This is a genomic window from Amycolatopsis sp. NPDC098790, from assembly GCF_044759945.1.
GTDB lineage: Bacteria > Actinomycetota > Actinomycetes > Mycobacteriales > Pseudonocardiaceae > Amycolatopsis.
In genome coordinates, this window is sequence record NZ_JBIWAI010000008.1 from 62,694 (window position 1) to 84,952 (window position 22,259).

Annotated in this window: 21 protein-coding genes; 14 read left to right on the forward strand and 7 right to left on the reverse strand. The window is 69.2% G+C overall.

The window, feature by feature from the left end:
* Positions 1-100: 100 nt before the first annotated feature.
* Positions 101-2,527 (forward strand): DUF6185 family protein, encoded by a 2,427-nt coding sequence (locus ACIQWX_RS43900; protein WP_400885331.1) that lies wholly within the window; start codon positions 101-103, stop codon positions 2,525-2,527.
* 105 nt (positions 2,528-2,632) lie between these two features.
* On the opposite strand, the gene ACIQWX_RS43905 is transcribed toward ACIQWX_RS43900, so the two are convergent.
* From ACIQWX_RS43905 to ACIQWX_RS43920, 4 genes are all read right to left on the reverse strand, one after another.
* Positions 2,633-3,406, reverse strand: coding sequence for an ABC transporter permease (locus ACIQWX_RS43905; protein ID WP_400884463.1), 774 nt, complete (start codon positions 3,404-3,406; stop codon positions 2,633-2,635).
* Complete coding sequence (locus ACIQWX_RS43910; RefSeq protein ID WP_400884464.1) at positions 3,403-4,317, reverse strand: ATP-binding cassette domain-containing protein; 915 nt, start codon at positions 4,315-4,317, stop codon at positions 3,403-3,405. Before ACIQWX_RS43910 ends, ACIQWX_RS43905 begins: the two co-directional genes overlap by 4 nt.
* Positions 4,318-4,387: 70 nt before the next feature.
* Complete coding sequence (locus ACIQWX_RS43915; RefSeq protein ID WP_400884466.1) at positions 4,388-7,012, reverse strand: ATP-dependent RNA helicase; 2,625 nt, start codon at positions 7,010-7,012, stop codon at positions 4,388-4,390.
* Positions 7,009-7,839 (reverse strand): glutamate ABC transporter substrate-binding protein, encoded by an 831-nt coding sequence (locus tag ACIQWX_RS43920; RefSeq protein ID WP_400884468.1) that lies wholly within the window; start codon positions 7,837-7,839, stop codon positions 7,009-7,011. Before ACIQWX_RS43920 ends, ACIQWX_RS43915 begins: the two co-directional genes overlap by 4 nt.
* 88 nt (positions 7,840-7,927) lie before the next feature.
* Here ACIQWX_RS43920 and ACIQWX_RS43925 point away from each other — a divergent pair, with 88 nt between their 5' ends.
* From ACIQWX_RS43925 to ACIQWX_RS43950, 6 genes are all read left to right on the forward strand, one after another.
* Positions 7,928-8,434 carry a MauE/DoxX family redox-associated membrane protein gene (locus ACIQWX_RS43925; RefSeq protein ID WP_400885333.1) on the forward strand — a complete coding sequence of 169 codons (507 nt, stop codon included), beginning with the start codon at positions 7,928-7,930 and terminating at the stop codon, positions 8,432-8,434.
* A gap of 72 nt (positions 8,435-8,506) precedes the next feature.
* Positions 8,507-9,244, forward strand: a complete 738-nt coding sequence (locus ACIQWX_RS43930; protein ID WP_400884470.1) for a DsbA family protein — start codon at positions 8,507-8,509, stop codon at positions 9,242-9,244.
* A gap of 110 nt (positions 9,245-9,354) precedes the next feature.
* Positions 9,355-9,702, forward strand: coding sequence for a hypothetical protein (locus tag ACIQWX_RS43935; protein WP_400884472.1), 348 nt, complete (start codon positions 9,355-9,357; stop codon positions 9,700-9,702).
* The gene (locus ACIQWX_RS43940) at positions 9,699-10,829 is read left to right on the forward strand and encodes an NlpC/P60 family protein (RefSeq protein ID WP_400884474.1); all 1,131 of its coding nucleotides are present in this window, start codon (positions 9,699-9,701) and stop codon (positions 10,827-10,829) included. Before ACIQWX_RS43935 ends, ACIQWX_RS43940 begins: the two co-directional genes overlap by 4 nt.
* 3 nt (positions 10,830-10,832) lie before the next feature.
* Positions 10,833-11,213: a YbaB/EbfC family DNA-binding protein gene (locus ACIQWX_RS43945; RefSeq protein ID WP_400884476.1), complete on the forward strand. Its 381-nt coding sequence runs from the start codon at positions 10,833-10,835 to the stop codon at positions 11,211-11,213.
* A 6-nt stretch (positions 11,214-11,219) separates the two neighbouring features.
* The gene (locus ACIQWX_RS43950) at positions 11,220-11,717 is read left to right on the forward strand and encodes a YbaB/EbfC family nucleoid-associated protein (protein ID WP_400884477.1); all 498 of its coding nucleotides are present in this window, start codon (positions 11,220-11,222) and stop codon (positions 11,715-11,717) included.
* Here ACIQWX_RS43950 and ACIQWX_RS43955 read toward each other — a convergent pair.
* The 3 genes from ACIQWX_RS43955 to ACIQWX_RS43965 form a co-directional block, all read right to left on the reverse strand.
* Positions 11,714-12,856, reverse strand: a complete 1,143-nt coding sequence (locus tag ACIQWX_RS43955) for a 4-hydroxybenzoate 3-monooxygenase (RefSeq protein WP_400884479.1) — start codon at positions 12,854-12,856, stop codon at positions 11,714-11,716. The genes ACIQWX_RS43950 and ACIQWX_RS43955 overlap by 4 nt on opposite strands.
* Positions 12,857-12,928: 72 nt before the next feature.
* Positions 12,929-13,696, reverse strand: coding sequence for a helix-turn-helix domain-containing protein (locus ACIQWX_RS43960; RefSeq protein WP_400884481.1), 768 nt, complete (start codon positions 13,694-13,696; stop codon positions 12,929-12,931).
* Between the two features lie 25 nt (positions 13,697-13,721).
* Complete coding sequence (locus ACIQWX_RS43965; protein WP_400884483.1) at positions 13,722-14,213, reverse strand: DinB family protein; 492 nt, start codon at positions 14,211-14,213, stop codon at positions 13,722-13,724.
* Between the two features lie 154 nt (positions 14,214-14,367).
* Here ACIQWX_RS43965 and ACIQWX_RS43970 point away from each other — a divergent pair, with 154 nt between their 5' ends.
* The 7 genes from ACIQWX_RS43970 to ACIQWX_RS44000 all read left to right on the forward strand — a co-directional run bounded on the left by ACIQWX_RS43970 (position 14,368) and on the right by ACIQWX_RS44000 (position 22,246).
* On the forward strand, positions 14,368-16,194 hold the full coding sequence (locus ACIQWX_RS43970; protein ID WP_400884485.1) for a glycoside hydrolase family 3 protein: 1,827 nt from the start codon (positions 14,368-14,370) through the stop codon (positions 16,192-16,194).
* Between the two features lie 29 nt (positions 16,195-16,223).
* Complete coding sequence (locus ACIQWX_RS43975) at positions 16,224-17,495, forward strand: RICIN domain-containing protein (RefSeq protein ID WP_400884487.1); 1,272 nt, start codon at positions 16,224-16,226, stop codon at positions 17,493-17,495.
* 70 nt (positions 17,496-17,565) lie between these two features.
* Positions 17,566-18,873, forward strand: a complete 1,308-nt coding sequence (locus ACIQWX_RS43980; RefSeq protein WP_400884489.1) for a family 1 glycosylhydrolase — start codon at positions 17,566-17,568, stop codon at positions 18,871-18,873.
* Positions 18,874-18,943: 70 nt separating this feature from the next.
* Positions 18,944-20,158 (forward strand): lipid-transfer protein, encoded by a 1,215-nt coding sequence (locus ACIQWX_RS43985; RefSeq protein ID WP_400884491.1) that lies wholly within the window; start codon positions 18,944-18,946, stop codon positions 20,156-20,158.
* A gap of 8 nt (positions 20,159-20,166) precedes the next feature.
* Positions 20,167-20,598, forward strand: a complete 432-nt coding sequence (locus ACIQWX_RS43990; RefSeq protein ID WP_400884493.1) for an SRPBCC family protein — start codon at positions 20,167-20,169, stop codon at positions 20,596-20,598.
* Positions 20,595-21,410: a MaoC/PaaZ C-terminal domain-containing protein gene (locus tag ACIQWX_RS43995; RefSeq protein ID WP_400884495.1), complete on the forward strand. Its 816-nt coding sequence runs from the start codon at positions 20,595-20,597 to the stop codon at positions 21,408-21,410. Before ACIQWX_RS43990 ends, ACIQWX_RS43995 begins: the two co-directional genes overlap by 4 nt.
* On the forward strand, positions 21,410-22,246 hold the full coding sequence (locus ACIQWX_RS44000) for an SDR family oxidoreductase (protein WP_400884497.1): 837 nt from the start codon (positions 21,410-21,412) through the stop codon (positions 22,244-22,246). The genes ACIQWX_RS43995 and ACIQWX_RS44000 overlap by 1 nt, the downstream gene beginning before the upstream one ends.
* Positions 22,247-22,259: the final 13 nt, after the last annotated feature.

Here is a 22,259-nt window from a genome sequence, read left to right on the forward strand (position 1 = left end):
CCAGCATGACGACTTGGGGTGCATGCGTTGTCGAAACCGGCATGCCAGAAGTAAATACCTCGGCAAGCGTACTCGCGTCAGGCTAAAACGCTGGTTGGTCGTGCTGGCCGTTGCGGTGGTGGGCGTGGTGGCCGTTGGTGCGGTCGAGTGCCTTTATCAGCACGAAGCCGCCGAGTCCGCAGGGTCGATGGCTGACTGTGTCCTCGAGGAGTACCCGAGTACTTCCGTGACCGTTCGGGCCGCGGTCGAAGTCGACGACGTCGACTACCCGCGAGTGAGCAGCGATGTCGTGATACGGGTTCCGCGGACCTGGGGCCGTGCTCAAGACCTGTTGGGCGATCCGGACCACGGCGCGTATCGAGCAGCCATTCGCTGCCTGCTCGGTGTCTACTCGACGGACTTCCCGGTGTATCGCGACGGTCCGCCATCGGTCACGGTGTCCGGTGGAGAGGTCGTAGTCCACGATCACGTGTGGACCGAATTGGTGAAGGCTGGTCGTGGAGCGGTCGGGGTCCTCGACCTGACCATCGAGCCGGACCAACCGTGGCGGATGGCTGTGGTGTCACGTGGCGGTCTCAGCCACTCCACTTCGTGGACGGTCACTATCGCTGCACCTCAGAACTGGCTGGACTCCGCAGTCCCGCAGCCCTGGCCGCCCTATGCCGCTGGGCCTGGGGAGCTGACCTGGTTTTACGGGGTGACTTCGCCAACCGACGAAGGGGTGGAGCTGGCCGCAGCGGACCTGACTCCTGACGCACGCGCAGTGGCTTTTGTTTGGCAAGGTTCGATAGCTGGCGACTTGTTCCTGCGTTGCACTGCTGCGTCGAGTGCGGCGGCTTTCCTGGTGATCGTCCTGATCTTCATCCGGCGCATCCGCAAACAGCTGCCGCACAGAGACACCCCTCTCGTCCGTCGTGCGTGGTCGGTGACCGTTCCCCTGCTCGTTCTTCAAGCCGTCGGTCTCGGTATTGACATCACGCGAGTTGTGCTCGGTGCACAGGGTGACCGGGTGCCGGACTGGTCGACTGCGGCCTGGGGGGTCGATATCGCGGTGGGTGTGACGATATTGGTGGTCGCTCACTGCTTCGGTGTCGGTCGGAAGCCTCGGGTTGCTGCCTTGCAGGCGTTCGCAGCGTCATTGGCGATCGGCTGGCTGCTCGCGGATACCGTTGCGTTCACGACCACCCAGCGGGCGGACTATGCACTGATCCTCCGGCTGAGTGAGAACGTCATGGTGTTCGCGATCACGCTCATCGCCGGAGCGGCGACTATCCAAGCAGTTCGATCGATCGCGCGATCGGCGGGAAAGCGACCGAAACGTGTTTGGTGGACTTGGCCCATCGCGTCGGTCGCGGCCGGGGGCTTGCTCGTCGAGCGGGCCTGGACGGCCTTGCGGAACGACTTCCTGCAACAGTGGATGTACGACCCCCAACCACTGGCTGATGCCGTGAGGAACGCTCCTCGATACACACTTTGGTGGATGCCGGCCAACTGGCTGTGGATCTTCGACCTGGTACCGGCGATCGCCGTGTTCGTGCTCAGTCGTTCGTACCTTCGTGACTCTTCGACTCCTGATCATCGGATGTTGACGATCATCTCCCTGACGCTGCTCGTGTTGGGACCCGCGCAATGGAGTGTTGCGGTCTACGGGTTCGATCTGCCAACCTGGCTGCTTGTTGCGGCGGCATTCTTGCTGTTCCACCGGATCGGAAGGCCGGTGTTGGACCGTGAATTGCGTTCTGGTGAGAAGATTCGTGACTTCGTCGCGAGTCGAGGTGATGCTGCTGTCCGGCTCGCCGCGATACGGTGGTTGAAGCGCTCGACTCAACCCTCGGGTGTGCCTTGTCATCCGGATCTGCCGAAGCGCGTTACGCCGGTGGATGTGGTGCTCGCGATGGGGCCGGGGGGCTCTCCGGGCGAAAACATGACCATCGTGGTCAAGATCGCGCTGTGGCTGGGGGTTCCCGTCGGTCTCGCGGTTTACTTATCGCGGCAAGTCGCGCGGTTGGATTTCACAGCGGGACTTCCTGATTCGGTTTTTTTGGGCTATTTCATCAATTTTTCTTGGGAGGTGGCGAAGTGGGTTTTCGCTGCGGCTGTCCTCGGTGTCTTGTGGCAGTACTTGCCCGGCAAACGTGGACCGGTCAAAGTACTTCCCCTGGTGCTCGCATACTCCGTCGGTGCGGTATGCGAGTTTATGGTGCCGATGGTTGTCGGTGGAACGGTCGAGATCGACGGCTTGATCGATGCTGGCGTGTTCGCCATCGATCTGATGTTCCTGGGTCTGGCGATGGATATCCGAACTCTGCGAAATCTTGACGTAGCCAGATACTTTACCTTCAAAGAGGGCCTTTCGGTTTACGGGGTGAGCAACTTGCCATCCCGGATCACCGCTGCGCTGGCTCCGGTGTCGGCGGTCATCGCAGTCGTGTTCACTATCATCGCCGGGCCGCAAAGCGATTCCAAGCCGGAACTACCTCAATCGCCGGATACCGTGCAAAACAAGCCGAACGCGGCCATCAGATGACCGCGGTCAGCCGCCTACTTCACGCTCACCGTGCATTGGCGGTAAGGGCGACCGGGTGAAGTTACGTACTTCACCCGGCAGTTCGATAGCTGTCGCGGTCGGATCTCACGCGTCCCGGCGGCGCAACACCGCTGCGCCCACCACCAGCGCCGCCGCTGCCCAGGCCGCGCAGATCAGCAATCCCACCCAAGGCGCGTACGGCGCCGGGGCCATCGTGATCGGGTTGGGCTTCCCCGCCTCCACCATCGCGTTCACCCCCGCGATCCCCGGGAAGTACGGCACCAAATCCGCCAACCCCAGCGAGCCCACGATCAGCGGCAACGGCAGCAGCAGCACGATCACCGACACCAGCGTCCCCGCCGCGCTTCGCAGCGACCAGCCGATTCCCGTGCACAACACTCCCAGCAGCGCGAAATACCCGCCCATGCCGACCGCCGTTGTGAAACCCGCCGCGAAGCTCGTCGGCAGTCCGTGGCCGTTCATCACCACGCTTGCCACACCCATTGCGGCACACGACAAAACCACTCCCGAGACGAACAGCACCGGCAACAGCACCGCCGCCTTCGCGAGAGTCACCCGGGCCCGCACCGGGGTCCACAACAATGTCGACCGGATGCCGCCGCCCGCGTACTCGCTGGTCACGAACAGCGTTGCCAATGCGATCATCGCGAACTGCGCCAAGTAGAAGCCGCCGCCTAGGGCTATTGTGTTTGCTGCCTCCGGGTCGTTGTCGTAGCGCTGGGCGATGCCCGACAGCGTGCTGTAGCCCAGCATCAGCGCCGTTGCTCCGCCCAGGGACCACCACGTTGCCCGGACCGACCAGAACTTCGTCCACTCCGATGCCACCGTTCGGCCGTGCGGAACCGTCAGAACCGTCATGCCGACACCCCGTACTCCACCGAAGAAGCCGTCAACTCCATGTACGCCTGCTCGAGCGACGCCGTTCGTTCGGCGAGACCGTGCAAGCGGATCCCCAGTTCGTGCGCCACGTCGCCGATGCGCGTCACGTCGATGCCGTCCACCACCAGCTCGTCCGGTGTGCCCGGGTGCGTCGCGGCGCCTTCGGCGCACAATCGGGCGTCGAGCTTCGCGCGTTCCGTGTCGGCTGGGACGCGGACCGAGACCGTTGTGCGGGAATTGCCCGCGATGAACTCCGCGACCGGTGCGTCGGCCAGTAGTTTCCCTTTGCCGATCACGATCAGGTGGTCGGCCGTCAGCTGCATCTCGCTCATCAGGTGGCTCGACACGAACACCGTCCGCCCCTCGGCGGCCAGCGAGCGCATCAGCTGACGGACCCAGCGGACGCCGTCCGGGTCCAGGCCGTTGACCGGCTCGTCGAACAGCAGCACGCCCGGGTCGCCGAGCAGCGCGCCGGCGATGCCGAGGCGCTGGCCCATGCCGAGCGAGAACTGCCCGGCCCGCTTGCCCGCGACGTCCGAAAGTCCCACCGTGGCCAGTACTTCCTCGACGCGGCTCGTCGGGATGCCGTTGCTCTGCGCCATGGCCTTCAGGTGCTTGCCGGCGCTGCGGCCGGGGTGCAGCGCCTTCGCGTCGAGCAGTGCGCCGACCTCGCGCAGTGGGTGCCGCAGCTCGGCGTAGCGCCGGCCGCCGACCCGGACTTCGCCTTCCTGCGGGTGGTCGAGCCCGACCGTCATCCGCATGGTCGTCGACTTGCCCGCGCCGTTGGGGCCGAGGAAGCCGGTCACCTGGCCCGCGGCGACGTCGCAGGTCAGCGCGTCGACGACCGTCTTCTCCCCGTAGCGTTTCGTCAGGCTTCTGAGTGTGATCATGCAGTGGAGTCTGCGGCTCGCGGCGGTGCGCGGGCATCGGCCGACGGTCGCGAGCCGCCCCCGACTTTCGTCAGGTGCGGCGGCGGGCGTGCCGGGTCGGGACGGCGGTGGCCGGGTCCTCGGGCCAGGGGTGCTTCGGGTAGCGGCCGCGCAGGTCGGCGCGCACCGACGGGTAGCCGGTGGTCCAGAACGACCCGAGGTCGGCGGTGATCGCCGCGGGCCGGCCGGCGGGGGAGAGCAGGTGCAGGACGACCGGGACGCCGGCGACGGTAGGGGTTTCGGTCCAGCCGAAGGTTTCCTGCAGCTTGACGGCGAGGACCGGCTGGTCGCCGTGGTAGTCGACGCGGATGTGAGAGCCGGACGGGACTTCGAGCCGGTCCGGGGCGAGTTCGTCCAGTTTGGACGCTTCCGGCCAGGGCAGGAGGGCCTTGAGTGCGGTGCCGGCGTTGATGTTCGCGAGGTCGGCCTTGCGGCGGGCGCTCGACAGGTCGAGCCACGAGTCCACATTGGATAGCAAGGTGGTTTCGTCCACCGCGGGCCACGGTTCGCCGATGACGCGGTGGAGGAACGCCATGCGCTCGCGGAGCCGGGTCGCGTCCTGGCTCCACTTCAGGAGGCCGAGGCCGTTTTCGCGGAGGCCGGTGACGAGGGCGTCGTGCACGTTCGCGTCGCGCAAGGGGCGTTCGGACAGGGTGATGGCGCCGAGCTTGCGGACCCGGCGGGCGACGACGTCGCCGTCCCAGGTGACTTCGTCCATTTCGGACACTTCGCCGACGCGGGTGGCGAGGCGTTCGTCGGCGGCCGCGGCGAGGCGGATGGTGCCGTGGACGCGGCCGGGATCGCGGGTCGCTTCGGCGATGGCCAGCCACTCGGAGTCGAGGCCGCTGCCGGGCGGGAGTTCGGCCGCGGTGCCGCCGGCCATGAGGTAGACGGGAGCGGTGCCGGGTCGCCGCCGCGCGAGCCGCTCGGGATGCGCGAGGGCCACGACGAGAGCGGGGTCGGGCCGGGCTTCGGCGCTTGCGGCGCCAGCGCCGGGCTGTGCCCGCCCGGCGCTGGTGCTGCCGGTTCGGTGCGCGGGGCCGGCTCCGGGATTGCCGCTTTGGTGTGGGTTGGCTCGGACTTCGGCGCTTGCGGCAGGGCTGCCGGGCTGCGCCCGCCCGGCGCCGGTGCCGCTGGTGCGGTGCGCGGGATCGGCTTCGGCGTTCCTGCCGCGCTGCAGCTGCCCGGCTCCGGCGCCGGTCGAGCGCCCCGCCTTGCCGCCGGATACCAAGCCTTCGAGCCGCCGGGCCTCGCGTTTCCAGCGGCGCGCACCCTCGTCGTTCGCCGAGCGCAGCCTCCGCAACTCCGCGTCCACGTCCGTCAACGTCGCCCCCGCGTCCAGCAGCGCCACCACTTCCGCCGCCGCTCGGGCGCCTACCTCCGCAGCCCCGTCCAGCAACGCCCGGGCCAACCGCGGGTGCAGCCCCAGCTCCGCCATCTGCCGGCCGCGGGAGGTCACGGCGCCGGATGCGTCCGTCGCGCCCAATGTCTCCAGCAATGCCCGGCCCGCCGCCAGCGCCCCTTCGCCCGGTGGGTCCCACCACGCCAACCCGCTCCCGTCCGGCGTTGACCAGCACGCCAGCTCCAACGCCAGCCGCGCCAGCTCGGCCGTGCGGATCTCCGGCTCCGGGTACGCCGGCAGCAACGCCTGCTCGTGCGCCGCCCAGCAGCGGTACGCCCGGCCCGGCCCCTCGCGGCCCGCTCGGCCCGAGCGCTGCGTTGCCACCGCCGCCGATACCCGCACCGTCGCCAGACCCGGCAACCCGCGCCGGTGGTCCACTCGCGGCACCCGTGCCAACCCCGAGTCCACCACCGCGCGCACGCCCGGGACCGTCAAGCTCGACTCCGCCACCGCCGTCGCCAGCACCACCCGCCGTCGCGAACGCGGGCGCAGTGCGTCGTCCTGGTGGGCCGCCGACAGCCGGCCGTGCAGGGGCAGCACGTCCACATCGGACAACGACAACAGCCGGGACGTTCGCGCGATCTCGCCCGCGCCTGGCAGGAACGCCAGCACGTCACCGTCCCCTGAGGACAGTGCAGTGCGCACCGCACGTGCGACGCACGCCTCGATGCGCTCACCTCGCGCGGGCGGAACATAGAAGAAGTCCACCGGGTACGTCGGCGCCGTCGCCGTGACCACCGGAGCTTCACCCAAAAGTGTGGCAAGGCGGCCCGAGGCCACCGTTGCCGACGTCGCCAGCAGGCGCAGGTCGTCGCGCAACCCCGCTCGCACGTCGAGGAGCAGCGCCAGCAGGAGGTCCGCGTCCAGGTGCCGCTCGTGGCACTCGTCCAGCAGGACCGTCGACACCCCGGGCAGCTCCGGGTCGCCCTGCACGCGCCGCACGAGCAACCCCGATGTCACGACCTCGACGCGCGTGCGCGCCGACACCTTCCGGTCGCCGCGCACCGCGTAACCCACCGTCTCGCCGACCGGTTCGCCCAGCAGCGCGGCCATCCGGGAAGCCGCCGCCCGCGCCGCCAGGCGCCGCGGCTCGGCGACCACGACCCGGCCCGCTCCCGCCGAAGCCAGCGCCAGCGGCACCAGCGTCGTCTTCCCCGTTCCGGGCGGCGCGACCAGCACCGCGGTGCCGTGGGCGTCCAGCGCCGAAAGGACCTCGGGCAGCACCGCGCGGACGGGCAGGTCGGGCAGCTTCACTTCTCGGTGACCTCGGGGGGAGCGGGCAACTGGTAACCGGACGGCCCGATGTTCGCGTTCAGCGACCGGAGCCATTCGCCGGAGGAGATCATCTTGCGGATCGCGTCGTCGACCGCGTTCACGCCCTGGGTGTCGCCCTTGCGCAGGCCGACTCCGTAGCTCTCCTTCGAGAACGGCTTCCCGACGACCTTCAGCAGCTCCGGATCACGCGTGACGTACCCGGCGAGGATCACCCCATCGGTGGTCACCGCGTCGATCTGGCCGGCGAGCAGCGCCGTCACACAATCGGGGTAACGCGGGTACTCGACCAGCTGCACGGCCTGCGCGAACCGGTCGCGCACCTGCTCCGCGGGCGTCGAGCCGGTGACCGAGCACAGCCGCCGCCCGTTGAGCGTCTCCGGGCCGGTGATGTCCGGGGACGTGCGCCGCACCAGCAGGTCCTGCCCGGTCGTGAAGTACGGCCCGGCGAACGACACCTGCTGCTTGCGCTTGTCGGTGATCGAATAGGTCGCGACGACCAGGTCGACCGCGCCGGACGTGAGGTCCGTTTCGCGCGTCGCCGACGTCGTCTCGCGCCACGTGATGTCCTTCGCCGCGACACCCAGTTCCGATGCGACGAAAGTCGCGACGTCGACGTCGAACCCGACGAACCTCCCGTCGACCGTGCGCTCGGAAAGCCCCGGCGCGTCGAACCGGATGCCGATGGTCAGGTGATCCGTGGCACTGGCGCGGGCCACCAGCGAGTCGGTCGGCGAGACCTTCCCCGGCCCGCACGCCGCCACCGTGACCAGCAGCAACGCCGAAGCGACGAGCGTGCGCCACCGCATTCCGCCGCTCCCTCCACCACCGCCGTGCCCTTACGGAGTTCTCAGGTCCTCCCGTTAGCCTAAGTGCGTGGTGCGACCGTCCCAACCCGTGCTGGACGCCGTCGGCACGCTCGCCCGGCTCGGGCTGGCGGCCGTCTGGCTCGTTTCCGGTGCGCTGAAACTGGCGGATCCGGGCCAGACGCTGATCGCCGTCAAGGCGTACGACGTGCTGCCGGACGCACTCGCCAACGTGGTGGCCATCGCGCTGCCGCTCGTCGAACTCGTGCTCGGGCTGTTCCTGCTCGCCGGCCTCGCGACCCGCTGGGTCGCCGGCGCCGCGCTGGTGCTGCTCGTCGTGCTCATCGCCGGGATCGCCCAGTCGTGGGCGCGCGGGCTGAGCATCGACTGCGGGTGCTTCGGCGGCGGCGGCCAGGTGGCGGCGGGGCAGACCGAGTACCCGCAGGAGATCCTCCGCGACTCCGGCTTCGCGCTGCTGGCCGTCTGGCTGCTGGCGCGCCCGCGCACCTGGCTGTCGCTCGACGGCTGGCTCGCGCGAGGTCGCGGGAACTCTGTCGACCCGGAGCCCGACTACTCGGGTATCGCGGAAGGGAACTGATACACAGTGGGTGGAGCTGAGCGGACCGCTCGGAAGCGTCGTCAGGCCGCACAGGCCGGGGGAGCGAAGGCGGTGGCCCAGGCCAGGGGCGCGTCGGCCGACAAGCGGAAGTGGATCATCGGGATCGCCGCCGTGGTCGTCGTGGCCGCGCTCGTGATCGGCGGCGTGATCTGGACGATCTCGGACAAGAACAAGACCGAGGGCCAGACGATCGCCGCCGGGGGCACGTCGCTGGCCGGCGACGTCACGCAGAAGCGCGACGGCGTGGTCGTCACCGTCGGCAAGGCGGGCGCGAAGGCTTCGATCGACGTCTACGCCGACTTCCTCTGCCCGATCTGCGGCCAGTTCGAGAAGACCTACAAGACCGACGTCGAGCAGGCGATCAACGACGGCAAGCTGCAGGTGCGCTACCACATGGTGCCGCTGCTCAACGACCGCTCGGACCCGCCCGGCTACTCGCTCGACTCGGCGAACGCGGCGCTCGCCGCGGCCGATGCCGGCAAGTTCCTCCAGTTCCACGACTCGCTGTTCGCGAACCAGCCCGAAGAGGGCAAGCGCGGCTACGACAAGGCGCAGCTGATCAAGCTCGGCGCCGACGTCGGGATCACCGACCCCGCGTTCGCGCAGACGGTCAACGCGGGCACGTACGACCAGCAGCTCAACACCGCGTTCCAGCAGATCGAGACCGACCCGAAGCTGGCGCAGGACTTCGGCAACGGGCAGAGCGGCTTCGGCACGCCGACGGTCACCGCGAACGGCGCGATCGTCAACTGGCAGGACCCGGGCTGGCTCTCGAAGGTCACCGGCTGAGTCCGGGCAATTCGCCCACCCGGGTACGGACCGTGGACTAGGCTGATTCCCGCATCAGGGGAACCGGGGGTGGCGCGCGCACGTCGCACCTCCGGTGACAGGGAGGGCCAGTGGACGGTTCGCATCAGGGGTTTCACGTCGATGAAGGCGCGTACGCGCGGTACGCGCGCGAAGTCGACCCGCTCGGCGACGACGTCAAGGGCGCGGCCGACCAGCACGTCGGCCCGCACGTGACGCTCGGCGGCCACGGCTTCTCCGAAATGGGCGGCGAGTCCGGCTTCTCCGGCGCCTACAGCGGCCGGATGCGCGCGCTGCAGGAGCGGATGCACCGCGTCGGCGGCGGCTGGCGCCAGGTCGGCGAGGCCGCCCGGCAGACCGACCGCAACTACGCGGCGGTCGAGGCCGACCACGGCGACGTCGTGCGCAGGCTCGGCACCGACCTCGGGGACCGCGCGTGACCGAGCACCACACCGACCAGCTCGTCCGGCACAGCCTCGAACCCACCAACCAGTTCGCGCTGAAGCTGCGGCACGACCCCGCCGCGATCAGCGGCGCGCGGGACGCGCACGTCGCGCTCCAGACGTCGGTGGGGCAGACCCGCGACCGCGCGTCCGACCAGCGCGTCAACCTCACTTCGGCCAGCTCCGGTTCGACGACCGACCGCGCCACGGCGACGTCGAAGAGCCTGGAGCAGGAGGTCCAGGACCTCCTCGACGAGAGCGCCGAGATCGAGAAGGCCGTCGCCGAGGCGGCCGAGACGCTGAACCTGGGCGAGATCAAGAACGACCAGGTCCGCGACCAGATCATCAAGGAGATCTCGGCGTCGATGAAGGCGCTGGCGGCGGTGAAGTCGATCCAGCCGCCGGAGAGCCGCGCCGCCGCGTCGCGCGACATCCTGATGAAGCTGCAGACGAAGATCAGCCAGCTCACCGGGCAGGCCGCGACCTTCAGCGAGCAGACCATCAACCAGCTCACCGACATCGGCACCAAGCTGGGCGGCGGCGAGCAGTCGACGTCGACGTCCAGCGCGTCTTCGACGAAGGTGGGCTCGTCCTTCAACAGCAACAGCGGCTACTCCGGGGGCGGCGACTCCGGCGGCGGGGGTGGCGGAGGCGGCGGCGGTGGCGGGGGCGGCGGCGCCGTCCACAAGCCGCGGCTGCCGGTCGCGATCCCGCCGCAGCCCGGCTCCGGCGTCGCGATCAACCTGCCCGGCGGCAAGCAGGTCATGGCGCCGAACGAGACCGCGGCCAAGGCCGTGCGCGCGGCGCTTTCGCAGCTCGGCGTGCCCTACGTCTGGGGCGGCACCGCGCGGGGTGTCGGCCTCGACTGCAGCGGCCTGGTCATGACGTCCTACCAGGACGCGGGGATGCAGCTGCCGCGGACGGCGGCGCAGCAGACGGTCGGGGCCGAGGTGCCCTCGATCGACCAGCTGCTGCCCGGCGACCTGGTCGTCTGGTCCGGGCACGTGGCGATGGTGATCGGCGACGGCCAGATGGTCGAGGCCGGCGACCCGGTGCAGATCAGCAAGATCCGCACCACCAACGCGGGGCAGTCGTTCATCGGTTTCTACCGGCCGACGGGGTGAGTCGTGGCTGAATTCGACGTGGACCTGGCGGCTTCGCGGATCACCGAGCAGGCCGAGCGCGCGGAGGCCGACGTCTCGGCCCGGCTCGCGCGCTCGGGTCCGGTGGTGGGCAAGGCGGCGTCGGCCGATTCCGCCATCGAAGTCCAGGTGGCACCCGGCGGGTTGCTGACCGGCGTGACGATCCACCGGTCCGCGCTGCGGCACGGGTCGACGGTGCTCGCCGACCAGATCCTCGAGCTGGCCCAGCGCGCGACCCGCCGCGCGGGCGACAAGATGTACCACGCGCTGGCGCCGGTGGTGGACGCGTCGCAGCTGGAAGTCCTGGGCTACGAACCGATTCCGGACGACGACCCGGACGCCGACACCTACTCGTACGGAAGGTGAGCGCCGGTGGTTTCGACGCGTGACCTGATTTCCCAGGCCCGGGCGCGTGAAGAGGCGATGTCCAAAGTGGACGAGCTGCTGGCGTCGGCGTCCGGCACGGCCCACGACCTCGACGGCCAGGTGGAGGCCACGGTCGACGGCCGCGGCAAGCTGCTGCGGCTGTGGCTGGCACCGTCGGCGGTGAACCTGGGCGAGCGGCTCGGCCCGCTGGTGGTGGAGATCGCCCAGGCCGCCATGCGTGAGGCGACCCAGGACGGCTACAACAAAGTGGCGCTGCTGCTGGGCGAAGACATGACGTACATGATCGAGCAGATGACGGGGATGCCGGCCCCGGCCCGCGCCGAGGACGACGACCCGGGGATGACGGTCGAGGAGTTCCAGCGGCTGCGGGCCGAGCGGCTCGGTGCGACGCCTTCGGAATCGCCCGAACCGGTGACGAGCGCTGAGGACGAAGACGCGTACTGGGAGTCCTTCGACCCGGCTTCGCTGCGCTCGGACCGCTAGCTCACCCCGGCCATGAACTCGCCGAAGAGCCGGCTCGCGGCGGGCGAGGTGAACTGGCGTTCCAGCTCCGCGCGGGCGACCTGCTTGCGGAACTCCCCGGCGTGGGACGGATCTCCGGCGTCGTGCATGAGGTCGGTGATCCACGACGCGAAGGCCTGGTAGTTCCAGACGTGGCGCAGGCACGTTTCCGAATAGCCGTCGAGCAGGCTCGGGTCGTCCTCTTCGACGTGCCGGAGGACGCCGCGCGCGAAGACCTCGGTGTCGAAGAGGGCGAGGTGGATCCCCTTGGCGCTCATCGGCGGGACGATGTGCGCCGCGTCCCCGAGCAGGTACAGCCGGCCGTGGTGCATCGGGCTGTGGACGACGTTCCGCAGCGGCACCAGCCGCTTGTCGGCGATCCGGCCGGGCGTGACCGGCCGGCCGAACCGGGCGCTCAGTTCGCTCCAGACGCGCTCGTCCGGCCACTGCTCGAGGCCGTCGTCGAGCGCGCACTGGAGGTAGCCGCGGCTGGCGTGCGGGCCGCGGGGGATCATCCCCGCGAGGCCGCGGGAATGGATCGCCATGCCGGACGGGTTCGCCGGTACCTCGGCCAGGACGCTCAGCCACGCGTAGCCGTACTCGCGCGAGTACCGCGTGAGGACGCCGGCGGGGACGGCCGTCCGGCTGACGCCGCGGTCGCCGTCGCAGCCGGCGATGAAGTCGGCGGTGAGGACCCGGTCCGCGTACCGCACGACGGGACGTTCCAGGTTTTCCACGGTGACGTCGTCGGCTTCGAAGCGCAGGTCGCCGCCGACGCGGAGGAAGACGTCCGTGAGGTTCCGGACGAGGACCTGCTGGGGCAGGAAGACGCTGTCGCTCTCGTCGTCGCCGAGTTCGATGGGCAGCTCCTCGCCGTCGAGGAAGAAGCCGCCCTCGACGTCGGTCGGGGCGTCGCTCGCCAGCACCTCTTCGAGTCCCCACTCGCGGAACATGCGGACGCCGCGGCTGTCGATGGTCCCGGCCCGTTGCCGTTGTTCGACGTACGCGCGGCTGTGCTTTTCGAGGATGACGCAGTCGATTCCGTTGCGCAGCAGGATGTTCCCGAGGGTGAGCCCGGCGACCCCGGCCCCGATGACGACGACGGTGGTGTGTTCGGTCATGACTCCACTGTGGACCCGGCGACGGCCGCCACCAACCGGTGACGCGACAGCGGATGCCGGAAACCCGCCAAGTCAGCGCCGGTCCAGCCCGGCCTGGTAGCGGCCCGGCGTCTGGCCGACGACGTCGGTGAAGGCGTCGATGAAGCTCGACGGGTTGGACCACCCGCACGCCATCGCCGTGTCGAGCACCGAACGGCCTTCGGTCAGGTGGACCAGGGCGTGGTGGATGCGCAGGATGGTGCGCCAGCGCAGGAAACCCATGCCCAGCTCGGCCTGGAACAGGCGGCTGAGGGTGCGTTCGCTCGCCCCGGCCGTCCGGCCCAGTTCGCTCAGCGTCTCGGCCCGCGCGGGGTCGGCGTGCAGGAGGGCGGTGACGGCGCGCAGCCGGTCGTCGCGCGGTTCGGGCAGGTGCAGGGACTGCTCGGGCGGCCCGGCGAGTTCGTCGACCACGACCGCGCGCAGCCGCCGGTAAGCGCCGGGGCGGCTCTCGCGCGGGTCGGTCAGCGCCAGGAGGGCCTCGCGCAGGAGCGGGCTGACTGCGAACACGCCGGGGTGCGCCAGGAGCTCACCGCACGACTCGGCCGGGATGACGACGAGCCGGAAGTCGGTCCGGCCGTAGCAGCGGTGCGAGTGGTCGAACCCGGGCGGTGTCCAGGTGACGCGGTTGGCCGGCGCGACCCAGGTCCCGAGGGCTGTGGTCGTGGCGAACCCGCCGGCGGCCGCGTACACCAGCTGGCCGTCGGCGTGGCGGTGGCTGCCGAGGTGGAAGCCGTGCGGCAGCCAGCCCTTCCCCTCCGGTGTCGCTCCGGGAGGTGACTTGGGGTGGCGGGTTTCCGGCATCACCCGCCAGCCTACCGGGCAGCCGTCACGCCAGCTGGGCGGTGGAGTTCGCGCCGTCCAGGGACTCGCGGATTATGTCGGCGTGGCCCGCGTGCTGGGCTGTCTCGTGGATCAGGTGCAGCACGATCCGCCGGGCCGACCAGAACTGCGGTTCCGGCGGGGACCACGGCGTCGTCGGCAGTTGGACTTCGACGTCGAGCGACGGCAGCGATCGCACGTACTCGTCGGTCTCGGCGGCGGCCTTCTCGTAAGCCGACAGCCAGTGGGCCAGCGTCTCGCTCATCGCGTACTGCGCCGTGTCCAGCATGCCCTCCGGGAGCGAGCCGTCGCCGGTGCGGAGGATCTGCAGCCACAGGCGTTCGCCGGTCGCGAGGTGGCGGATCAAGCCGCCCAGGGTCAGTTCGCTGGACGTCGTGCGGCGGGCCGCGTCGGCGTCCGAAAGGTCGCGCGCCGGGATCAGCAAGCGCTTGCGGACTTCGGCCAGCAGGTCCAGCAGGTCGTCGTGTTCGCGAGTCATGGGAGAACCGTAGAAGCGAATTAGGTCAGTACGTGGCCTGAACTCGCAATCCCGCTGAGCGGAAACCGAGTTCGGTCAGAGGTCTGGACCAACGCCGAAAGCCTGTGTCTTAATTCAAGGCGTGAATTTCGGTCTCTCGACGAGGAGGACCCGGATGGGTCTCGGACGCAGACTGGGTGTCGGCGCGCTGGCCGTGGGGTTGCTGCTCGCCTCCGGAACCCCCGCTCTCGCCGGGAACCGCCCGGCGTACAAGGATTCCTGGCGACCGGTCAAGGTCCGGGTGGCCGACCTGATGTCGCGGATGACCCTCGACGACAAGCTCGGCCAGATGATGCAGGCCGAACGCCTCGGGGTGAAGAGCCCGGCCGACGTCACCACCGGCAGGCTCGGCTCACTGCTGTCTGGCGGCAGCTCGCAGCCCACCCCGAACACGCCCGTCACCTGGGCCGACATGTACGACGGCTTCCAGAAGGCCGCCCTCGCCACGCCGCTCGGCATCCCGCTCATCTACGGCGTCGACGCCGTGCACGGGCACAACGGTCTCTACGGCGCCACCGTCTTCCCGCACAACATCGGCCTCGGCGCGACGCGCGATCCGCGGCTGGTCGAGAAGATCGGCCGCGCCACCGCGGAAGAGGTCTCCGGCACCGGGATCGACTGGGACTTCGCGCCCTGCCTGTGCGTCGCCCGCAACGACCGCTGGGGCCGCACCTACGAGTCCTTCGGCGAGGTTCCGCAGCTCGCGACGCAGATGTCGTCGATCATCACCGGCCTGCAGGGGCGCAGGCTGGACCAGCCCGGCTCGGTCCTGGCCACCGCCAAGCACTACGTCGGTGACGGCGGCACCACCGGCGGCGTCAACGAGGGCAACACCGAGATCAGCGAGCAGGAGCTGCGCCAGATCCACCTGCCGCCGTTCAAGGCCGCCGTCCAGCGCGGGGTCGGCTCGGTGATGATCAGCTACAGCAGCTGGAACAGCGTGAAGCTGCACGCGAACTCGTACCTGGTCAACGACGTCCTGAAGAAGGAACTCGGCTTCCAGGGCATCGTCGTCTCGGACTACAACGGCGTCGACAAGATCGACGGCAAGACCGGGTTCACGCCCGAAGAGGTCGAAGCGTCGATCAACGCGGGCATCGACATGGTCATGGTGCCCTTCGAGTGGCAGAAGTTCATCGACACGCTGCGCACGCTCGTCCAGGACGGCCGCGTGCCGATGTCCCGGATCGACGACGCCAACCGGCGCATCCTCACCAAGAAGTTCGAGCTCGGCCTGTTCGAGCACCCGCTGACCGACCGCCGGTTCCTGACCACCATCGGCAGCAAGCAGCACCGCGACCTCGCGCGCCAAGCCGTCCGCGAATCCCAGGTGCTGCTGAAGAACGACAACCACGTGCTACCACTGTCCAAACGGGACAAGGTCTTCGTGGCCGGCAAGAGCGCGGACGACATCGGCAACCAGTCCGGCGGCTGGACGGTCGGCTGGCAGGGCACCAGCGGCCCGGTCATCCCCGGCACGACCATCCTGCAAGGCCTCCAACACAGTTCCTCGAAGGTCACCTACGCCAAGGACGGCACCGGGATCGACTCGAGCTACGACGTCGCCGTCGCGGTCGTGGGGGAGACGCCTTACGCGGAAGGCAAGGGCGACCGTCCACAAGGGATGGGTCTCGACGCAACCGACCTCGCCACGCTGCAGAAGCTGAAGGACTCCGGCGTGCCGACGGTGGTCGTGCTCGTGTCCGGACGGCCACTGGACATCGCCGCGCAGCTGCCGGACTGGGCCGGCCTGGTCGAGTCCTGGCTGCCGGGCAGTGAAGGCCAAGGCGTCGCCGACGTCCTCTTCGGCGACTACAACCCGACCGGAAAGCTGCCGGTCACCTGGATGCGCAGCGCCGACCAGCAGCCCATCAACGCCGGCGACGGCAAACCCGCGCTGTTCCCCTTCGGCTACGGCCTGCACTACTCGCGCCACTGGTGATCCCCGTCCCCCACCGGAAGGAACATCGCATGCCCCGCCGTCCCCTGGTCAGAATCCTGGCCTTTTTCGCCGCCTGTCTGGGCTTGAGCCTGGGCGCACCGGCCGTGCAGGCCGCGACGCCGTTCAAGGTGCTCGCGTTCTACAGCGGCTCTTACGACGCCGCGCACATCAGCTTTGAGAAGGAGGCGAACGTCTGGTTCCCGCAGCAGGCGGCGGCCAACGGCTTCACGTATTCCTCGACGACCGACTGGAACCGGCTCACCAGCCTCACCAAGTCCACCGCCGACGTCGTGCTGTTCCTCGACGACCAGCCGCAGTCGGCCGCGCAGTTCCAGGGCTTCCAGAACTACATGCAGAACGGCGGCGGGTTCTTCGGCTTCCACGTCACGGCGTACAACGACAGCTCGACGCCGTCGTACGCCAACTGGTTCCACAACGACTTCCTCGGCACCGGCCGGTTCACCTCGAACACGTGGGGCCCGACGCCGGAGACGCTGAAGATCGAGAACCGCACGCACCCCTCGACGGTCAACCTGCCGGCGACGATCAAGTCGTCGACGTCGGAGTGGTACGCCTGGCAGAACGACCTGCGCCAGAACCCGAACATCTCGATCCTGGCGTCGATGGACTCCTCCACCTTCCCGATCGGCACGGACCCGAACCAGACCTGGTACAGCGGCTACTACCCGATCGCGTGGACGAACAAGAACTTCAAGATGCTCTACGCCAACTTCGGCCACAACGCGATGAACTACGAGACGAACACCGCGCTGTCGTCGACGTTCGAGAGCGCCGACCAGAACCGGTTCGTGCTCGACGGCCTGAAGTGGCTCGGCGGCGGTGGCACCACCACCCCGCCGCCGGACGGCACGATCGACCCGTCGGCCTGGTACGCCGTCACGAACAAGGCGTCCGGCAAGTGCGTCGACGCCCGCAGCGCGGCCAGCGCCAACGGCACCGTGATCCAGCAGTACGCCTGCAACGGCACGACCGCGCAGCAGTACCAGTTCGCCGCGACCAGCGGCGGCTACGACCGGATCAACAACCGGACGAACCCCGCCCAGGTCATCGACGTGACCGGGGTTTCCACGGCCGACAACGCCGGCGTGCAGCTGTGGGCGTACGGCGGCGGCAACAACCAGCAGTGGCAGCCGGTGTCGGAAGGCGGGGGCTACTACCACTTCGTCGCCCGGCACAGCGGCAAGTGCCTGACCGTGCCGGGAGCTTCCACCGCGGACAGCGTCCAGCTGGTCCAGGCGACCTGCAGCGGCAGCGCCGCTCAGTCGTTCAAGGTCGCCTAGCGGGGGATGCGCCGCGGCACCCTCTCGGCTAACATGAACGACCTTCACGTTGGCTGAGGAGGGTGCCGTGGTGCGCCGGAACCGAGCGATCGTCGTCGTCCTGGCCCTGCTGGCGGGCATGCTCGCCGGGGTGGCTCCCGCTGTCGCCTCCCCGGCGTTCTTCTGGGGCGTCGCGACATCGGGGTACCAGTCGGAGGGCTCGGCGCCCGACAGCAACTGGCGCCGCTACGAGCAGGCCAAGACGTCGTCGATCAAAGAGCCCTACCGCGAGGCCGTCGACTTCCGGCACCGCTACGCCGAAGACATCGAACGCGCGAAGCAGCTCGGCGTGAACGTCTTCCGGTTCAGCGTCGAATGGGCGCGCATCGAACCCCGGCCCGGCCAGGTGGACCAGGCCGAATTGGCGTACTACGACGACGTCGTCCGGCGCGTCGTCGCCGCGGGCATGCGGCCGATGATCACCCTCGACCACTGGGTCTACCCCGGCTGGGTCGCCGACCAGGGCGGCTGGGACTCCGACCGCACGGTCGACGCGTGGCTGGCCAACGCCCGCCGCGTCGTCGAGCGGTACCGCGGGCTCGGGGCCATCTGGATCACGATCAACGAGCCGACCGTCTACCTGCAGAACGAGACCACCAACGGCGGGCTCGCCGGCTGGAAGCTGCCGTGGGCGCAGTCGCGGCTGGTGACGGTGCACCGGGCGGCCTACGACCTGATCCACTCCTTGGACCCCGGGGCGCTGGTGTCCAGCAACACGGCCTACATCCCGGCGGCGCAAGGCATCCTCGACGCGTCGTTCCTCGACCGGGTGCGCGACAAGCTCGACTTCGCCGGCCTCGACTACTACTACGGCGCGAGCCTCGACAACCTCAGCGCCGTCCACGCGGCGAACGGCGAGTTCTGGAAGGTGACGCCGCAGCCGGACGGGATCTACTACGCGCTGCGGTACTACGCGCGGAAGTTCCCGAACCTGCCGCTGTACGTCGTCGAGAACGGGATGCCGACCGACAACGGCAACGCGCGCCCCGACGGCTACACGCGGTCGGACCACCTGCGCGACCACATCTACTGGGTGCAGCGCGCGAAGGCCGACGGCATGAACGTCATCGGCTACAACTACTGGAGCCTCACCGACAACTACGAGTGGGGCAGCTACCAGCCGCGGTTCGGACTGTACACAGTGGACGCTTCGAGTGATCCGGCGCTGACCCGGCGGCCGACCGACGCCGTCGCGGCGTACCGGGACCTGATCGCCGGCCACGGCGTCCCGGCCGGGTACGCGCCGGTGCGGCCGCCGGGCTTCTGCTCGGTCGTCGACGGGCTCGGCAGCTGCCTCGACCCGGCCCGCTACCCGGGTCCGGTCGCCCCGCTGGGCTGATTTTCCGCCGCTGACCTGCGGGTCAGTGGTCCGGTCTTGATAAATACATGCCGGTCTGTATGTTTGTTGCATGGCGAACAGGGTGTACGTCGTCGGCGTCGGGATGACGAAGTTCGAGAAGCCCGGGCGGCGTGAAGGCTGGGACTACCCGCAGATGGCCCGCGAGGCCGGGACGCGGGCGCTCGAGGACGCGGGCGTCGGGTACGACGTCGTCCAGCAGGCGTACGTCGGGTACGACGTCGTCCAGCAGGCGTACGTCGGGTACGTCTACGGCGAGTCGACGTCCGGGCAGCGCGCCGTCTACGAGCTGGGGATGACCGGGATCCCCGTGGTCAACGTCAACAACAACTGCTCCACCGGCTCGACCGCGCTGTACCTCGCGGCGGAGGCGATCCGCGGCGGCCGCGCGGACTGCGTGCTGGCGCTGGGCTTCGAGAAGATGAAGCCGGGCTCGCTCGCGTCGACCTACGACGACCGCGAACAGCCGCTGGGCAACCACCTCCAGGCGCTCGCCGAGATCTCCGAGGTGCTGTTCCCGCCCGCGCCGTGGATGTTCGGCGCCGCCGGACGCGAGCACATGGCGAAGTACGGGACCACGGCCGAGCACTTCGCGAAGATCGGGGAGAAGAACCACCGGCACTCGGCGAACAACCCGTACGCGCAGTTCCAGGACGTCTACTCGCTCGACGACGTCCTGGCGTCGCGGATGATCTACGACCCGCTGACCAAGCTGCAGTGCTCGCCGACGTCGGACGGTTCGGGCGCGGTCGTGCTCGCGAGCGAGTCCTTTGTGGACCCGCAGGGGTTCGCGGGGCGGGCGGTCGAGATCGTCGGGCAGGCCCTGACCACGGACTTCCGCAGCACTTTCGACGGCAGCGCCAAGAACATCGTCGGCTACGACATGACCCGGCAGGCCGCGCTGCGCGTGTACGACGAGGCCGGGCTCGGGCCGGTCGACTTCCAGGTCGTCGAGCTGCACGATTGCTTCTCCGCCAACGAACTGCTGACGTACGAAGCGCTCGGCCTCTGCTCGGAAGGTGAAGGAGGGTCGCTCGTCGACGCCGGGGACACGACGTACGGCGGCCGGTGGGTCGTGAACCCGTCCGGCAAGCTCATCTCCAAGGGACACCCGCTCGGCGCGACTGGGCTGGCCCAGTGCGCCGAACTCACCTGGCAGCTGCGCGGCGACGCCGACGCGCGCCAGGTCCCGGACGTGCGGGCCGCGTTGCAGCACAACATCGGACTCGGTGGCGCCGCCGTCGTCACCGCCTACCAGCGAGCTTAGGAGACACCGTGGGCCAGATCAGCGCGTCCGTCGAACTGCCCGCCGCGCCGGACAAGGTGTGGGCGGAGTTCTCGAACCCCAACAACTTCGAGAAGTGGCTGACCATCCACACGAAGTGGAAGGGCGACGTCCCGGCGGAGTTCTCGCAGGGCTCGCAGGTGTCCGAGGTCGTCACGATGCTCGGGATGGCGAACACGATCACCTGGACGGTCGACACCTATGAAGTGCCTACGCAGCTGGTCATTTCGGGCACCGGGATGGCCGGGGTGAAGATCCGGTTCTCGCTGTCGGTGGCGGCGGCCGGGTCCGGCTCGGCGGCGACCATCGAAGCCGAGTTCACCGGCCAGATGATCGTCGGCGCGCTGGGCAAGGCCGTCGAGAAGGACGGGAAGAAGAACCTCGACGAGTCCCTGGAGAAGTTCAAGGCGCTGGTCGCGTGAAGTTCGACCCGGCCGGGCTGGACAAGTGGACTGAGCCGGTCTCGTTCGACGTCACGCGCTCGCGGCTCGTCGACTACGCTCTCGCGACCAACGACCCGATCCCGGCCCACGTTTCCGGCGACGTCGCGAGCCCGGTGTTCGCGATCGTGCCGGTGTTCCAGTCGCTGCTGGAACCGGCGCTCGAAGTCGTGCCGCCGTCGCTGTTCGGGCGAGTGCTGCACGGCGAGCAGGACTTCCGGTTCCACCGCCCGATCCGGCCCGGCGATTCTCTCGTGTCGCGCGCCAAGATGACCGGCTGGGAGGGGTTGCCGAAGGGCACGCGGGCGACGGTGTACCTGGAGTGCCGTTCTTCGGACGGTGCCTTGGTCAACGAGCAGTACGTGACGTTTTTCGTGCGTGGCTTCGACACCGGCTCGAAGGTGGGTGAGCTGGGCCCTTCCCATCGCGGTTCGCATTCCGGTTCGCCGATCGCGCAGGTTGCGCAGCACGTCGACGACGACCAGACGTTCCGCTACGGCCCGGCGGCCGGCGATCCGATGCCGATCCACCTCGACGAGGAGGTCGCTCGGGCGGCGGGCTTGCCGGGGATCATCGCGCACGGGCTGTGCACGATGGCGTTCACGTCGTGGGCGGTGCTGACCTCGGTGGCGCCGGCGGGCCGGCTGCGTCGTCTCGCCGTCCGGTTCGCCGCGCCGGTACTGCCGGGGCAGGACCTGTCGACGTCGATCTGGGCGGCGGGTTCTCGTTCTTTTGCTTTCGAGACCAAAGTGGGAGACACAGTCGTGATCAAAGACGGACTTGCGGAGCTGTGATGGGTGTACTCGACGGGCGCGTCGCGCTGATCACCGGCGCGGGCCGGGGCATCGGACGTTCGCACGCGCTGTTGTTCGCCCGCGAGGGCGCTTCGGTGGTCGTCAACGACGTCGAGCCGGATCCGGCGGTGATCTCGGAGATCCGCGCGTTCGGTGGTTCGGCCGTGGCGAACACGTCGGACGTGTCGTCGTGGGCGGGAGCGGCGGAGCTGGTGGACCAGGCGGTGTCCGAGTTCGGCCGGCTGGACGTGGTGGTGAACAACGCGGGCATCTTGCGTGACAGCTTCGTCGCGGGGTTGACCGAGCAGCAGTGGGACGAGGTGATCGCGGTCCACTTGAAGGGCCACGCGGCGGTCCTGCACCACGCGGCGGCGTACTGGAAGTCTTTGTCGAAGTCGGGTTCGGTGCCGGCTGCCTCGGTGATCAACACGGCATCGGCGTCGGGGACGACGTTGCCGAACCCGGGCCAGCTGAACTACGGCGCGGCAAAGGCAGGGATCGCGGCGATGACATTGGTGGCGGCGGCGGAACTGGAGCGCTACGGGGTGCGGGTGAACGCGATCGCCCCGATCGCCCGCACCCGGCTGACGTTGGCGACCCCGGGAATGGGGGCGATCTTCGCCCAGCCGGTGGCGCCCGGCGAGTTCGACGCGTTCTCGCCGGCGAACATCTCGCCGTTGGTGGCGTATCTGGCGTCCGCGAAGTGCCCGTTGACGGGCAAGGTGTTCGCGGTCCAGGGCGGAGCGATCTCGGAACTGGCGGGCTGGCACGACGTGAAGGTCATCGAGACCGAGGGCCCGTGGGAGATCGACGACATCGCGGCGCGACTGCCGTGACGGCGGTGGGAAC

Excerpts from the sequence above, each read along its gene's own strand:
- ACIQWX_RS43905 (WP_400884463.1), bottom strand. The coding sequence starts at position 3,406 with ATGACGGTTCTGACGGTTCCGCACGGCCGAACGGTGGCATCGGAGTGG.
- ACIQWX_RS43910 (WP_400884464.1), bottom strand. The coding sequence starts at position 4,317 with ATGATCACACTCAGAAGCCTGACGAAACGCTACGGGGAGAAGACGGTC.
- ACIQWX_RS43920 (WP_400884468.1), bottom strand. The coding sequence starts at position 7,839 with ATGCGGTGGCGCACGCTCGTCGCTTCGGCGTTGCTGCTGGTCACGGTG.
- ACIQWX_RS43955 (WP_400884479.1), bottom strand. The coding sequence starts at position 12,856 with ATGACCGAACACACCACCGTCGTCGTCATCGGGGCCGGGGTCGCCGGG.
- ACIQWX_RS43960 (WP_400884481.1), bottom strand. The coding sequence starts at position 13,696 with ATGCCGGAAACCCGCCACCCCAAGTCACCTCCCGGAGCGACACCGGAG.
- ACIQWX_RS43965 (WP_400884483.1), bottom strand. The coding sequence starts at position 14,213 with ATGACTCGCGAACACGACGACCTGCTGGACCTGCTGGCCGAAGTCCGC.
- ACIQWX_RS43970 (WP_400884485.1), top strand. The coding sequence starts at position 14,368 with ATGGGTCTCGGACGCAGACTGGGTGTCGGCGCGCTGGCCGTGGGGTTG.
- ACIQWX_RS43975 (WP_400884487.1), top strand. The coding sequence starts at position 16,224 with ATGCCCCGCCGTCCCCTGGTCAGAATCCTGGCCTTTTTCGCCGCCTGT.
- ACIQWX_RS43985 (WP_400884491.1), top strand. The coding sequence starts at position 18,944 with ATGGCGAACAGGGTGTACGTCGTCGGCGTCGGGATGACGAAGTTCGAG.
- ACIQWX_RS44000 (WP_400884497.1), top strand. The coding sequence starts at position 21,410 with ATGGGTGTACTCGACGGGCGCGTCGCGCTGATCACCGGCGCGGGCCGG.